Origin of the sequence: Vibrio rhodolitus, assembly GCF_003350325.1 — a bacterium.
GTDB classification, from domain to species: domain Bacteria; phylum Pseudomonadota; class Gammaproteobacteria; order Enterobacterales; family Vibrionaceae; genus Vibrio; species Vibrio rhodolitus.
Map to the genome: position 1 here is coordinate 31,515 of NZ_QLYZ01000020.1, position 15,840 is coordinate 47,354.

Sequence of the window (15,840 nt, forward strand, 5' to 3'; positions counted from 1 at the left end):
ACGAATCGCTTGAAAAGGCACGTTTCCGATCAAATTTTATTGTCCTCCGACACCAAAGCAGTCAGATCGTGTATGAGTTAAGTCACTACACATTAAAGCTTTCCATACTTTTCTTTATATTCTAGTAGTAACTCAGATGCATTCTCGTACCTGACTCTCATATCATCATACATGCTGTACAAAGCATTAATGTGTGATAGTAAGACCGCTACGTCATCATCTTTAGCCGACTTACTCAACTGTGATATAGCATTCTGCTGCTTCTTAATCTGCTCTGTCAGCTTCTTATTCTTATCGGATAAATCTCTATTATCCCATTGTTCTTTTTGAACTTGCCTTGCAGTGTCTATTTTTGCCAATAGTTTAGGATAGTTATTGGCGATGTTAGAGCGTTGGCAGCCTAGATATCTCGCGATGGCATTAGCATTGACTTTTCTATCTTCACTGATAAAGAGAGCTAAAACCTGCTCAATTTTTTCCTCTGATACTTTACCCATTATAAACCTCTTTTGTTCCATTACCTTCTATATCAGATATAGCCTTATCAGCTGATGCTAGCGTCCTTTTCAAGACACTTAATAAGGCTTGGTATCTATCAGCTAAGCCAGCATCCATGATTCGACTAATGCCTCGCTCGGCGCTGTTTTGGGTTGCTGTCCAAAATGGTAAGTGCCTTCTAGTCGCAAAATATGTATGGCAATGAATACAGCTATCAGGAACGGCCACATTATGCATTTTACAGCTAGAACCTGCTGCACAATAACCATGAGGTAAACCAAGGATTCCATCACTGTTTTTTGTCGCTAAGGAAATTAACTCTTGGATACTCTCTATATGTTCCTGATGGTCTGTCGAGAATATAATTTCTGATTGACCTTTATTTAGTTTATTGATGATATTTTTCAGTCGCTTTCCGCCGCCACCACCTATTTCACCTTTCATAGCGCTTTCAACAATATCTGTAATTGCTTCCTCTGTTAAAAGAGCATCAAATCCCTCGATAAGATTTCTTAAATCGTCAATCGCTTCAAAACCACGTTGAGCATAAACAAATGTGACCATCTCTCTCATATGCTTAAATTGTTGGGATATATGATGAATATCACCTAACTTATTGGCAATAATGAACCACGCAAAACTATGCCTTAGCATATGAGGCGTAACTCTGAAAATATCTCCTACTTTATATTTAACTCCTCTCATACCAGAGTTTGCACTTACTGATTTATAGTTACATTTGTATTTTTTTAAAAAATCAATATCAGACTCTGTTACTTCAACTTCAATTAAATCTAACGATACCGCAGTCGTACCTTGCCCAGAAGTATCTGTTTTTATTGGGTTGATTGGTTTAGGAAACCAGAGGCTTCCTGTTTGTGATGCGTAGTTAAATGCGAAGAGGTAATTACTTTTAAGAGCTTCTTTAAATAGCTCCGCGTTCGTTTTAGTAATTTTTGAAGGGTAGTATTCTAGAATTAGCTTAATTCTATCATAATAGACGTCATTAACGTCACTTAATAACCTCATAGCGTCATACACTTGTTTACAGGACACCCAATCAAGAACAACATCCTCATTGGTATATTTCCTCAACGTTGACTCAATGAAATATTTCATCTTCCCGTTTTCTATTTTACGCTTATGAGAGTTATTTCTTGTTGCCTTGCCTTCCGATACCCTAAATCCTGTAAGAGCTAACATCATAGTAAAGGTATAAGGGGTTATTCGTTTTATATTGTTTCTTAAGGTTCTGTATTCAATAATTTCATCATTACTGAGCTCTCTCTTCAAAAGATAATAAATAGAATGTGTTGTATCTGATTTTCTTAATGCGTAATCTTCCAAATTGACATTAACTTTTTTCCCTAGGGTGATAAATCGTTTTATGTCCTTTTTATTTTCAAATAACTCACTACATTCGGAAATTATTTTTTTCAGAATCATCGGTGGAACTAATGGGTGCTTCAGTCGGTTTATAGTATCAGCTTCATTTCGTTTGTCCTTAGTGTTATTTTTTATAATTTCCTTTACAAATGGTTTGTTAATAAAGTTAAGATCTAACAACACGGTCAAGGAGTCCTTGACTACACCAACTGTTGACTGACCATGCTTCTGCCTATAGTTAATATAAGATGAAACAATATCATTAAATTTCAACTTTGGTAATTCACCTAATTCATGAAATGATTCATAACCTCTGGAGTTAAGATACTTTGATAACCTTATCAGTTCTTTTATTATCCTTGAAGATGTACTGAATCTTTTTGTGGCACCTCCTAGTTTAGTACCACGCTTAGTCATTAATATAAGGATCAATTTCACTTCAAATTCGAATATAGGAAGCGTATCTATTACGAGTCTTTTTTCAGTTCTATTTGGTCTAAACTTATTGCCTTTAAAATTGTAAGTTTCGGCGTTCAACTGTGAATCATAGACAATAAAATCAGGTATTTCATTAATTTCCTTCAATGTTAGCCTGTTAATTTTGTAGCTTCCATCTTGCTCTTGAGACACTAGCTTATCAAACACTTCATCCAATTTATTCATGGCTATAACCTACAATATCAGATAATGGAAATGCAAACTCCCAATCAGGGTGTAGCCCATTTTTCTCAATTAGAGATCTCGCTTTATTAACAATATCTGGCTTAGATTCTTCTATGAAAGATATAATTTCATCAACTCTCTTTGACAGTATATCAACGAACTCCCTCTGATTTTCAGGGTCTTCATTGTTGACTATAGCTCGCTCCATTGATGATATGACATATTCTTTATATGACAATAATTTCCACATATGGTCTGCGTCTTTTACTACTTTAAAATACTTACACCAAATACAGGCAAGAAAATCGCCACAATACTTATTGTATTTGTCAACAAGTTTAGAATTTAATTTATTATATCGTTTCACTTCGTCGCTATCGGGTTCTGATGAACAAACCCCTGCTGGCGTTTCTTGAGCATTACCAAGTTCATTAATATCATCAATAGCATTTAACTCGTGGCTTATTTCTTTCCCTGATAAGTAGTTAGCCATTATATCGATCCCCCTTGAAAGTGTTTCCTCACCCTCAGATTTTGATATAACTTTGTAGCTTTTAAGGAAAGTTTGAAAGTTATGAGCCGCCAAACTCTCATACTCTCTCACACTCTTGGCTATATTTTTATAAATAAAATTGACACCACCTCTCCTAACTTTTCTTGGGTTATAATGTATCTCGCACCCCAAGTTTGATATTAATTTAGGTAGCCTTCTTAGATTACCAGCCTCTATCCTTCTTGCACCATTTACTTCACACGGCTCTATAAATAAATAATTTTCAAGATGGGATTTTTCTCTTAATTCAGAAGTTAGGTTATCTCTGACAAATAGAATATCTCTCACAACCGACCTTAAGTCGCGATCTGTAACTGAATTGCCATCGAAATAATATTGACTTGGCTTATACGATCGTCTATTTTTAATTAAAACCAAGTCATAGTTTTCTTGATTAGTTATAGGGTTAACTCTTTTGGTTAATCTGTCTAGTGATAAGTCCAATAATGGCTGTTGATTCCAACCTGTCTTAATTTGTATCTTTGCATAATAGAAATATATTTTATTACGTAAAGATGTATTCTTACACCTTAGTGCTTTCTCTATATAAAAAGCCAACTCTCTAACTTCTTCCACTGTATAGTGTTTATCGCCATTACCAGAAAGCTTCTTAATTTTCTCATCTTTGGCGGTTGATATAACATACACATCAGGAATCTCTCCAGCAAACTCGCCAATAATACTCCTAAATGATGTTCTATATTGCATAATTGTTTTAGAATTTTCGCTCTTATTTTTTACAAGGGATTGAAATATCTCTAAGCAAGTAACACCTATATTGTATCTTCTATCAACAAAGGCTAATAATCCATTATCTTTAATTGCCTCTAATTGTTTACTAGATAACCTTGGCAAGACTTTTTTCAAACCAGCTATAAAATTCTGAATCTTTGAGTAATAGGTTGTTTCAGATATATCAACCTGGTCTAGATTTCGCATATATTCTTCATGTTTTACCTTGAAATCATGAAAGGCCTTTTCTGATAAATTCCCTAAGACATCTAGACTCATAGACTTCATTTCATCATTTCTTGATATTCCGCTAAAATATATCGTATATGGAGAATCTTTTATAACAAAGACTTCTTTATTGAAATATTGATTTAGTATTGATAGTCCAAGGCGATAGAGTGACTTTGTTCCAATTACGCTTGCGCGGTCATTGACCCTATCATTGATATCTTCTTTATCTAAATAATTAAGACCTAATCTGCATAACTCATTAAACTCATTATCAGATAGTATTTCTTTTAGCAGTGGAAGGCCGATAGAATCAAAGTCTGAAAAGTAATGCATGGCAGTGATTCTACTTACCCCCTTAAATTCATGACTAGCAGCTATATCAGCTAATTCATTGAATATTAACTTTGAGTGCTTGTAGGTGTTCTTTAAAAACACCTCCCCTCCATATAACTTCATTGGCACTCTATAATTTGGATAATCAATACCTAGCGGAGCCAAGACTTCAATCATAGACTTATGGTTAAAATGAACTACATCCCTCTTTAAATCTTCTGACAATTCTATGTTTTCATTGAATATCGCCAGATTTATATCAGTGAATGTTTCTTTATACTTATCAGTGCTTTTTATGTACTCTATTGCTTCTAATACACCAGCTATACCCAACCTGACAGTGCCTTCTTTAGCATCATTACTTAGTTTCTTAACTTTCCAATCAGCAATTGCATCAAAAAACTCAATCGACACATTGTAAGCACTGTATAGAATAGGGGTATCAATCCCTTCATGTTTAGTTGTTGTAATTAAATCAGCCTGCTTATAAACACCATTAGAGTAATTTATTAAATTAGTTAGTTGTTTTATTAGTAGCGAAGCTGATTTTTCGTCACTTGCATTGTATATGGTATACTCAAGTTCGATCCAATCCACCTTATTGATTATAAATGGAAGCAAACCTTTTTCTTTTAAATTATTGATTTGCTGATTATTCAAAAGGGGCAAGATGTCAAAAAAACCTTTAATAGAGCCAGCAAGCGTTCCTGATAATCCACCATATTTGTAAACAGAGGAAGTTAAGTTTCTTAGATCTTGAAAAAGCTTTGTACCCAAAAGTCCATGATTAAAAATGAGATCACTGTGTAGTTGAAGTCGGTACTCATTACCTACCAGTGTATCTGTAGTCACTATTTTAGATGTTACATAAATACCATGAGAGTAATTTATTGTATTTGCTAAAGCCTTTCTTAATCCTACTGCTTTTTTGGGGTTAGATGCATGAGCAGCATGAATAAGATATTCTAACTCAACCCATGCCTCTGTTTCTTCTAACAAGAAGCTTACGCCAGAACCTCTCAACATCTGAAGGTTTTCATCGGGTAAACATTCCAAGAGTTCAAAGAAATAATTTATTGTTTGGATCTTTGTGTGCCTTGATACTCCCGCAGGTAGAGGGGTTATGATTATGCTATCTAATTGCTTCAGTAGCCTAGAGTCTTGCAAATGATGCCTTTCAATGATGGATTCATTCTTCTCGTGAAACTTTTTGACCATGTTTGCTTCATTTATTGTCATCCCTGCTCCTCACTTCCTAGCTCTCTTACTGAAGCTTCCACTTCTTTACTTAGCTCCTGTTTTTCCCGAGTTAAACGTTCTTCAACATCCTTGTAAATTTCACTAACCCACAGGTCTAACTTCTCATCATATGTAATGCCTCTAGCCACATTAACGTAATGCTGTAATGTAGTGTCCCAGCTATTGTGACCTAGCAGCTCCATAACCTTCCATTTGATGAAACCTAATGGCATCCCCATAGCGAACATAGCTTTAATTAGCCTTGTAGCATATGTGGCTCTAGAGCCATGAAAGTGCGGCTCATCAAGGATTAGGTTGCCTTTTTTTCTGAGTTCTGGTCTCGATTTGGAAACAATATTAATAACTGAGCGCTCAGAGATTCTGGCCCCATGTTGGTTTATAAACAATGGCTTACCGTGTGTTTTTTCGTAAGCTAATACATCGGAGTGCTCTGGAAGGCTTTCTAAGTAGGATTTGTACTTAGGCATATGCCTGAGTCGTTTAGCAGAATTCTTGTAGGCAAAAAGGCGTGACATCAGTTTCTTGGGGACTAATACGGTTCTTCGCTTGTCATTTTTGCCAATTATCTCAACATCGAATACTGATTTATCAGAGAGTTCAGGATCGTCTATTTGTTCAGCAGGTAAGCGTGTTATTTCTTTAGCTCTGAGACCCACTTGAAAACCTAAATCAGCCCACAGGCGTCTTGTCTCAAACTGCATGTATTGAGTTCCGAAAAAAGCCGTGATTTCAGCTAGTGACCAAGGCTGATTGTCTCGTTTTACCCTATCCGATTTGTGTTTCTTCGGCACTCTTAGGTCAGTTGTTTGTACTTGGAGTGGTTTCTTATATGCAGAAATAACAGCATCAGGAGCAAAGAGAAAATCCAACTCATCATCGTCTTTATCCTTGCTCTTGGATACTGAAACGTACTTGTAATCAAAAGGGATCTTGTCAATTCGACCAGTCTTATACATCCATTCGTAAAACTGTTTAACGTGCAAGAGTAAAAGGTTCCCAGTGCTGAACTCTATCTCTCTAGATTTCACTCTATCAATAACATGGCTTTTAAATCGGTATGGCGGCAGCCATAGTTTCTGGTCAGCAGAGAAAGTGTTTAGCAGTCCATCGTAAATATATAAGTTCTGTTCTTCACAGAAGGTAAGGTATGCTTTGAGTGAAGTTGCTATCTTATCAAGTGTGATCACCTGAACTGTCTCACCATCGTTATCTCTATTCTTGTCCTCTATATCCTTATAATTAACACGACCTGTGTATTTCTGCTGTAAGAACAAGTTAGCATCAAGACATTCACTCATCATAGAAGTGCTATGCAAGATGGGAAACTTAAGTACAACTTCTGGTGCCTGATATTTGATAACTCTTAAATGTTCGCCATTCAGTGCTTCTGTCTCTCCATTGAAAGAACCTAATGCACCTACTTCTAATTCGATCGCCTTCTTAAGAATCATATGGATGACCACAGTTAAGTAACATTAAATAAAAAGTAACATTTTATCCGTTATATTCTAGGTGACACTTCCATAAATGCGATCGAGGTGACGGTGATGCGCGCTTACCTTGCTGTTGACCAATGATGTCTTGTAAATCGCGCGATAAACCGGTGCGACCTTGCTCTAACTCGGTTTGATGTAAGCTCAGTTTCTGCTGTCCACACAGATCGGCGCACACTTCTAGCAAGCTTTGCGCAGAATGATGCACCTCACTTCCGACTAATGCCGCTTGGTCACCATTCGCATGCGGCACCACCAAACTGCGTCCTTGGTTTTGCACCGTTAAAGCTGCCGGTAACACACCTTTGACCGAGCGCAGCGCGCCTGACAGTGCAAGCTCACCGACAAATTCTTTGTTTTTAAACGCCTCGAGTGGAATTTGCTGTGAAGCGGCTAAAATTCCCAGTGCGATGGGTAAATCAAACCGCCCCCCCTCTTTGGGCAGATCCGCAGGGGCTAAGTTGACCGTGATCCGTTTTGCGGGAAACTCAAAACGAGAGTTGATGATCGCACTGCGCACTCGATCGCGCGATTCTTTGACTGTGGTTTCGGGTAAACCAACCAGCGCAAAGCCCGGCATACCGTTACTGATGTGAACTTCCACCGTAACCAACGGCGCTTCTACCCCTACTGACGCTCGGCTATAAACTACCGCTAATCCCATATCCCTTCCTATTTACTCAACCGATTTAATCGCTTATTTTTATAGCGCCATTGTTATATAGCGTGGCGAGTTGCTGATATAATGTGAAAAAAGAATGAGTTTTTGCTTGTCAATTAACGGAAATATGTGATACCACTAGTGATGTAAATTTAGACGTATCATATTACGCAAACACAACAGTAAAGAATTAATAATGAATCTGAACGCCCGCTTACATGCACTGATTGCCCTGATTATCGTGGTCATTATCGGATCGCGCGGGGTCTAGTGGGCGAAAGAAAGCCAAGAATTAGATAAACCCCCGCACTGAAAAGTCCGGGGGTTTTTTTACAATCAATTTGAATGATTTTTATGCAGCGCAGATAACAACTTAATTATAACGACTACTCGATTCACCGGAACTCGAACGGGTAGTAACAGGAAGAATGGGAGCGCACATGAAGTGCAAATATCATAAGGAAGGCTACTCACGTAGCGCAGGAGGCGGACAATGACAGGTGCACAGTTAGTCGTTGCCGCACTAAAGCAACAAGGCATCAAAACGGTATTTGGTTACCCAGGCGGGGCAATCATGCCCATCTACGACGCACTCTATGATGGCGGCGTTGAACACATCTTATGTCGTCATGAACAAGGCGCCGCCATGGCTGCAATTGGTATGGCACGCTCAACCCAAGAAGTCGCGGTATGTATGGCAACATCCGGACCGGGTGCTACCAACCTAGTGACAGGTCTGGCGGATGCGTTTATGGATTCCATACCACTTGTTGCCATCACAGGTCAGGTTGCCAGTTCACACATCGGCACCGACGCGTTCCAAGAGATGGATGTGATCGGCATGTCACTCTCTTGTACCAAGCACAGCTACTTAGTCACCGATATTAACGACCTTGCGCCCACCCTAGCGGAAGCCTTTGAAGTGGCGAAAACTGGTCGCCCAGGACCTGTGATTGTCGATATCGCTAAAGATGTCCAGCTTGCCCAAACCCCCGTTACCGATTTACCCCCCTTTACACCACCAGCCATGCCGGTAGCCAGTGCCGAAGCGATAGCCAAAGCGCAACAACTACTCGCGCAAAGCTCACGCCCAGTTTTGTATGTAGGTGGCGGTGTACAACTTGGCAATGCGACCCAATCCGTACGCGAGTTTCTACGTCTTAACCCAATGCCAGCTGTCAGCACCTTAAAAGGTTTGGGTACTATCGAGCGCCATGACCCACACTATCTTGGCATGCTCGGCATGCATGGCACTAAAGCTGCCAACTTAGTGGTGCAAGAGTGTGACTTGTTGATTGCGGTTGGCGCGCGCTTTGATGACCGCGTGACGGGTAAGCTCGATACCTTCGCTCCGACAGCAAAAATTATCCACATTGATATTGATGCCGCAGAAATCCATAAACTGCGTCATGCTCATGCGCCGCTGCGCGGTGAAATCAACACTGTCCTACCGCAACTTGAACTGACTCAAGATATTACGCCGTGGGTCAAACACAGCGAAAGCTTGCGCAGCGGCTTTAAATGGCGCTATGACCACCCGGGTGAGCTGATTTTCGCTCCCGGTTTGCTTAAGCAATTGTCTGATTTGATGCCTGACAGCTCGATCGTGTCTACCGATGTTGGTCAACACCAAATGTGGGCAGCGCAGCACATCCAACCGCGTGAACCACAAAACTTCATCACATCAGCAGGTCTTGGCACTATGGGGTTTGGTTTGCCTGCAGCGATGGGCGCTGCCGTAGCTCGTCCTGATGACCAATCAATTCTCATCACTGGTGATGGTTCATTTATGATGAACATCCAAGAGCTTGGCACGCTTAAGCGCCGCCAAATCCCAGTCAAAATCGTGCTACTGAATAACCAACGCTTAGGCATGGTGCGCCAATGGCAGTCGCTGTTTTTTGATGGTCGCCACAGTGAAACCATTCTCGATGATAACCCTGATTTTATTACGCTAGCGAAAGCGTTTGATATTCCGGGTAAAACCATCACTAAGAAAGAAGAAGTTGAACCGGCTCTAAAAGAGATGCTAGCAAGCAAAACTTCTTACTTACTTCATGTCTTAATTGATGAAGAAGAGAACGTATGGCCACTCGTTCCACCGGGTGCGTCAAACAGTGACATGCTGGAGAACACCTAACATGGAAAGATATTTACTCGACATTAAAGCGGACGATAAGCCAGTTTTGCTAGAGCGTGTTCTACGTGTGATCCGCCATCGTGGTTTTATCATCAAACAAGTCGCCGCCACGCAAAATCATGAGAGTCACGTGGCGAGCGTAGAAATCATTGTAGATAGCGATCGTCCTATCTCATTTATCACTAATCAAATTGAAAAACTCTGGGATGTTCGCACTGTTGACGTCACACAAATCGCCCGTGATGAACTACCAAATAACAACCTCCAACAAAAAATCTGTGCATAAGGAAGGCAAGCAATGGCTACAAGAACAGCAGACTATATTTGGTTCAACGGTGAAATGGTTCCTTGGGCGGAGGCGAACGTTCACGTCCTCACTCATGCCATGCATTATGGTACGTCTGTATTTGAAGGGGTGCGCTGTTACAACACACCAAAAGGACCGATCGTCTTCCGTCATCGTGAGCACGCACAACGTCTAAAAGATTCAGCAAAAATTTATCGCTTCCCGATCCCATACTCAGTTGAGCAGATCATGGAAGCCACGCGTGAAACATTGCGTCAGAACAAACTCGATAACGCCTACATTCGTCCACTTGCCTTTGTTGGCAACGTTGGTCTTGGCGTCTGCCCACCAGCGGGTACTGAGATGGAACTGATCATTGCCGCATTCCCATGGGGTTCTTACCTTGGCGAAGAAGCGCTAGAAAATGGCGTCGCCGCAATGATTTCTAGCTGGAATCGCTCAGCACCAAACACGATTCCTACCGCCGCTAAAGCGGGTGGTAACTACCTATCATCACTATTAGTTGGCGGCGAAGCGCGTCGTCACGGTTATGCCGAAGGCATTGCCCTAAGCGTCGATGGTTACCTTTCTGAAGGTGCGGGTGAGAACATCTTTGTGGTTAAAGATGGCGTACTGTCTACTCCACCAGCCACCAGCGCAATTCTGCCGGGCATCACTCGTGATTCGATCATGACTCTGGCGCGCGATATGGGTTATGAAGTGCGCGAAGCGAACATTGCTCGTGAAGCACTCTACCTTGCCGACGAAATCTTTATGACAGGTACGGCAGCAGAAGTGGTACCGGTAAGTTCTGTTGACCAAATTGAGATTGGCACGGGCAAACGCGGTCCAATCACCAAACAAATTCAAGAAGCATACTTTGGTCTGTTTAACGGCACCACCGAAGATAAGTGGGGATGGCTTGATTACATCTACCCACAAGATGCAGCCAAGTAGTAGAGGACAAGGATATGCCTAAATACCGTTCAGCCACCACCACCCACGGACGCAACATGGCTGGCGCACGTGCGCTTTGGCGCGCAACGGGAGTAAAAGACGAAGATTTCGGTAAACCAATCATCGCCGTAGTGAACTCATTTACCCAATTTGTACCAGGTCACGTACATCTAAAAGACCTTGGTCAGCTGGTGGCAGCAGAAATCGAACAAGCCGGCGGGATTGCCAAAGAATTTAATACCATTGCGGTTGATGATGGTATCGCCATGGGTCACGGCGGCATGCTGTATTCACTGCCATCGCGCGAACTGATCGCCGATTCGGTTGAATACATGGTTAACGCGCACTGTGCCGATGCCATGGTGTGCATCTCCAACTGTGACAAAATCACACCGGGAATGCTAATGGCGTCAATGCGCCTGAATATTCCAGTGATCTTTGTTTCTGGTGGTCCTATGGAAGCGGGTAAAACCAAGCTTTCTGATCAAATCATCAAACTCGATCTGGTTGATGCGATGATCCAAGGTGCCGATCCAAACGTCTCTGATGAGCAAAGCGAACAAATTGAGCGCTCAGCTTGCCCAACCTGTGGTTCATGTTCTGGTATGTTTACGGCCAACTCGATGAACTGTTTAACGGAAGCGCTAGGTCTGTCACAACCAGGCAATGGCTCACTGCTTGCGACCCACGCCGATCGTAAAGAGCTGTTTATCAATGCTGGTAAACGCATTGTTGAACTAACCAAGCGCTACTACGAGCAAGATGATGCAAGTGCACTGCCACGCAATATCGCGACAAAAGATGCGTTTGAAAACGCGATGGCGCTAGATATTGCTATGGGCGGCTCAACCAACACGGTTCTACACTTGCTTGCTGCCGCGCAAGAAGGTGAAGTGGACTTCGACATGACCGATATCGACCGTATGTCACGTCTTGTGCCACACTTGTGCAAAGTGGCACCATCGACACAGAAATACCATATGGAAGATGTTCACCGCGCTGGTGGTGTGGTCGGTATCTTAGGCGAACTCGATCGCGCAGGTCTACTGCACAACCAATCAAAAACCGTACTTGGGCTAACTTGGGAAGAGCAGTTAGCACAATACGACATCATGCTAACGGACTCCGCCGAAGTAAAAAGCTTCTACCGCGCAGGTCCGGCCGGCATTCGCACCACTCAAGCTTTCTCGCAAGATTGCCGTTGGGATACGTTGGACGATGATCGCGCAGAAGGCTGTATTCGCACCAAAGAAAATGCCTTTAGCCAAGATGGCGGTCTTGCGGTACTCAAAGGCAATATTGCACTAGATGGCTGTATCGTTAAAACGGCTGGCGTGGATGAAAGCATTCTAAAATTCACCGGTCCTGCTGTGGTATTTGAAAGCCAAGAGGATGCAGTCGATGGCATCTTAGGTGGCAAAGTCAAAGCCGGTGATGTAGTGGTGATTCGCTACGAAGGACCGAAAGGCGGTCCTGGCATGCAAGAGATGCTCTACCCAACCACTTACCTTAAGTCGATGGGACTGGGTAAAGAGTGTGCGCTATTAACTGACGGTCGCTTCTCTGGCGGTACCTCGGGGCTATCTATCGGTCACGCTTCGCCAGAAGCGGCAAATGGTGGTGCCATTGGTTTGGTTCGCCAAGGCGATATCATTGCGATTGATATCCCGAACCGAACAATCTCACTAGAGATCGATGAACAAGAACTTGCTGAACGTCGCCAAGAGCAAGACAAGCTAGGCTGGAAACCCGTTTCCCGTGAACGCGAAGTCTCGTTTGCGCTTAAAGCGTACGCCAGCATGGCAACCAGCGCAGACAAAGGTGCGGTGCGCGATAAGAGTAAACTTGAGGGGTAAAACCATGAGTGACTCCGTTGGCGAACATAAACAATCTGGCGCAGATTATCTGCGCCAAGTGCTGCGCGCTCCGGTTTACGAGGTAGCAATCGTCACGCCGCTACAAGCGATGCCAAGACTGTCTGCTCGTATCGGTAACCAAGTGCAACTCAAGCGAGAGGACCGCCAACCGGTCCACTCTTTTAAACTGCGCGGCGCTTACAATATGGTTTCCAGTCTTAGCGATGGGCAAAAAGCGGCAGGGGTCATTGCGGCCTCAGCCGGTAACCACGCACAAGGCATGGCGCTATCTGGCACTAAGCTTGGCATTAAAACCACCATTGTGATGCCGAAAACCACCCCCGATATCAAAGTCGAAGCGGTGCGCGGTTTTGGTGGCAATGTGGTGCTGCACGGCAATAACTTTGATGAAGCCAAAGCCGAAGCAGAGCGTTTAGCCCAAGAGTGCGGTTACACCTTTGTCCCGCCATTTGATCACCCGTTAGTGATTGCTGGGCAAGGTACGATTGGCATGGAAATGCTGCAGCAAAATGGTCACCTAGATTACATCTTCGTTCCAGTCGGCGGCGGTGGTTTAGCGGCAGGTGTTGCGGTACTGGTTAAACAATTGATGCCAGAAATCAAAGTCATTGCGGTTGAGCCGGAAGATTCTGCGTGCCTGAAAGCCGCGCTTGATGCCGGTGAACCTGTGGTAATTGACCAAGTCAGCATGTTTGCCGATGGTGTCGCCGTTAAGCGTATTGGTGAAGAGACCTTCCGTCTGTGTGACAAGTACCTTGATGGACACATCACCGTCTCAAGTGATGAGATCTGCTCAGCGGTCAAAGATATCTTTGAAGATACCCGAGCGATTGCCGAGCCTTCTGGGGCGCTTGCGCTGGCAGGGTTGAAAAAGTTTGCCGAGCAAAACCAACTGCGTGGCAAGCAACTGGGTACGGTGTTATCTGGTGCCAATACCAACTTCCATGGATTGCGTTACGTCTCTGAACGCTGCGAGCTGGGTGAAAAACGCGAAGGTCTCTTAGCGGTGACTATCCCCGAGCGTCAAGGTGCTTTCTTTGAGTTCTGCAATCTGATTGGTGGTCGTGCGGTAACTGAGTTTAACTACCGCTATAACGATGACGCCCTTGCTAATATCTTTGTCGGTGTGCGTCTTAATGGTGGACAAGAAGAGCTTGAGCACATCATTCAAGATCTGCGCAGTGGCGGCTACCCAGTGGTCGATCTCTCTGATGATGAAATGGCAAAACTGCACGTGCGCTACATGATTGGTGGTAAACCATCTAAGCCGCTGCAAGAGCGTTTATACAGTTTTGAGTTCCCGGAATACCCAGGTGCACTGCTGAAGTTCTTAAGCACGCTAGGTACGCATTGGAATATCAGCCTGTTCAATTACCGCAACCACGGCGCTGACTATGGTCGCGTACTGTGTGGTTTTGAACTGGCAGACAGCGATTTAACCCGTTTTTCTGCCCATCTAAGAGAACTCGGCTATCAATGCAAAGATGAAACCGATAACCCGTCTTATCAATTCTTCTTATCTTCACCGCGTTAACCTCGATATCTATTGAGCAAGCTCTTAGTTTTGACCTAAAGCCAGTCGTAAGACTGGCTTTGTTCTATGGTTAAAATACTGATTCTTTGGAATTAATGCATTTAATACATAATATTAATGCTAAAGTTTCATTTTTGTCATAGCCATAACCCGACTACACTGTGTGGGTAGAATTTAGAACAGTTTATTTGCTGCACTATTCATTTGCTGCATTATGCGGAGATCCCTATGTTTAACGCTCTAATCCTAAATCAAGAAGACAAACGCACTATCGCTTCAATCGAGCAGATCGACGAAGCACAACTACCGGAAGGTAACGTTCTTATCGACGTTGATTACTCATCACTAAACTACAAAGATGGTTTGGCGATCACAGGTAAAGGCAAAATCATCCGTAACTTCCCTATGGTTCCAGGTATCGACCTAGCGGGTAAAGTTGTTAGCTCTGACGACGCTCGTTACCAAGCAGGTGATGAAGTGGTTCTTACAGGTTGGGGCGTGGGTGAAAACCACTGGGGCGGCATGGCGCAGCGTGCACGTCTAAACGCAGATTGGCTAGTACCACTACCAAAAGGTTTCGACGGCAAAAAAGCAATGATGGTGGGTACAGCAGGCTTTACTGCCATGCTATGTGTACAAGCACTGCTTGATGCGGGCATCAAACCAGAAGCAGGTGAAATTCTTGTCACTGGCGCAAGTGGTGGCGTAGGTTCAGTAGCAGTAACCCTACTTGCTCAACTAGGTTACAAAGTGGCAGCTGTCACTGGTCGTGTCGAGCAAAACGGCCCACTACTAGAAAAACTAGGCGCTAGCCGCATCATCGACCGCGTTGAGTTTGAAGAGCCAGCACGTCCACTTGAAAAACAAGTTTGGGCAGGTGCTGTGGATACCGTAGGTAGCAAAGTGCTAGCAAAAGTACTCGCACAAATGGATTACAACAGCGCAGTAGCGGCATGTGGTCTAGCGGGTGGTTTCGACCTACCAACCACTGTGATGCCATTTATTCTACGTAACGTGCGCCTACAAGGTGTCGACTCAGTAAGCTGCCCAACTGAAAAACGTATCGCAGCATGGGAAAAATTGGTTGAGCTACTACCTGACAGCTACTTCGAGCAAGCGTGTACTGAAGCAACGCTAGAAGAAGCGCCAAAATACGCCGAAGACATCACTAACGGTCAAGTTACTGGTCGTGTCGTGATTAAGCTATAACGCTTAGCGAGAAGAATTAAGAGCCAG

Annotated in this window: 10 protein-coding genes and 1 pseudogene; 6 read left to right on the plus strand and 5 right to left on the minus strand. The window is 43.2% G+C overall.

The window, feature by feature from the left end:
- Window positions 1-92 precede the first annotated feature (92 nt).
- From DPF93_RS16770 to DPF93_RS16790, 5 genes and pseudogenes are all read right to left on the minus strand, one after another.
- Window positions 93-497 carry a hypothetical protein gene (locus DPF93_RS16770; protein ID WP_114767262.1) on the minus strand — a complete coding sequence of 135 codons (405 nt, stop codon included), beginning with the start codon at window positions 495-497 and terminating at the stop codon, window positions 93-95.
- Window positions 490-2,547: a hypothetical protein gene (locus tag DPF93_RS16775; RefSeq protein ID WP_114767263.1), complete on the minus strand. Its 2,058-nt coding sequence runs from the start codon at window positions 2,545-2,547 to the stop codon at window positions 490-492. Before DPF93_RS16775 ends, DPF93_RS16770 begins: the two co-directional genes overlap by 8 nt.
- Complete coding sequence (locus DPF93_RS16780; RefSeq protein ID WP_114767264.1) at window positions 2,540-5,635, minus strand: hypothetical protein; 3,096 nt, start codon at window positions 5,633-5,635, stop codon at window positions 2,540-2,542. The genes DPF93_RS16775 and DPF93_RS16780 overlap by 8 nt, the downstream gene beginning before the upstream one ends.
- Window positions 5,632-7,107: a tyrosine-type recombinase/integrase gene (locus tag DPF93_RS16785; protein WP_114767265.1), complete on the minus strand. Its 1,476-nt coding sequence runs from the start codon at window positions 7,105-7,107 to the stop codon at window positions 5,632-5,634. Before DPF93_RS16785 ends, DPF93_RS16780 begins: the two co-directional genes overlap by 4 nt.
- A gap of 97 nt (window positions 7,108-7,204) precedes the next feature.
- Window positions 7,205-7,813 (minus strand): annotated as a pseudogene (locus DPF93_RS16790) (magnesium chelatase domain-containing protein); the annotation flags it as partial.
- A gap of 490 nt (window positions 7,814-8,303) precedes the next feature.
- Here DPF93_RS16790 and ilvG point away from each other — a divergent pair.
- From ilvG to acuI, 6 genes are all read left to right on the plus strand, one after another.
- Window positions 8,304-9,950, plus strand: coding sequence for an acetolactate synthase 2 catalytic subunit (ilvG, locus tag DPF93_RS16795; RefSeq protein WP_114767267.1), 1,647 nt, complete (start codon window positions 8,304-8,306; stop codon window positions 9,948-9,950).
- A 1-nt stretch (window position 9,951) separates the two neighbouring features.
- Window positions 9,952-10,236, plus strand: a complete 285-nt coding sequence (gene ilvM, locus DPF93_RS16800) for an acetolactate synthase 2 small subunit (protein WP_114767268.1) — start codon at window positions 9,952-9,954, stop codon at window positions 10,234-10,236.
- A 12-nt stretch (window positions 10,237-10,248) separates the two neighbouring features.
- Window positions 10,249-11,193, plus strand: a complete 945-nt coding sequence (gene ilvE / locus DPF93_RS16805; protein ID WP_114767269.1) for a branched-chain-amino-acid transaminase — start codon at window positions 10,249-10,251, stop codon at window positions 11,191-11,193.
- A gap of 14 nt (window positions 11,194-11,207) precedes the next feature.
- On the plus strand, window positions 11,208-13,049 hold the full coding sequence (gene ilvD / locus DPF93_RS16810) for a dihydroxy-acid dehydratase (protein ID WP_114767270.1): 1,842 nt from the start codon (window positions 11,208-11,210) through the stop codon (window positions 13,047-13,049).
- Window positions 13,050-13,053: 4 nt separating this feature from the next.
- Window positions 13,054-14,604: a threonine ammonia-lyase, biosynthetic gene (gene ilvA / locus DPF93_RS16815; RefSeq protein ID WP_114767271.1), complete on the plus strand. Its 1,551-nt coding sequence runs from the start codon at window positions 13,054-13,056 to the stop codon at window positions 14,602-14,604.
- A gap of 228 nt (window positions 14,605-14,832) precedes the next feature.
- Window positions 14,833-15,813 carry an acrylyl-CoA reductase (NADPH) gene (acuI, locus tag DPF93_RS16820; protein WP_114767272.1) on the plus strand — a complete coding sequence of 327 codons (981 nt, stop codon included), beginning with the start codon at window positions 14,833-14,835 and terminating at the stop codon, window positions 15,811-15,813.
- The last annotated feature ends 27 nt before the right edge of the window (window positions 15,814-15,840 follow it).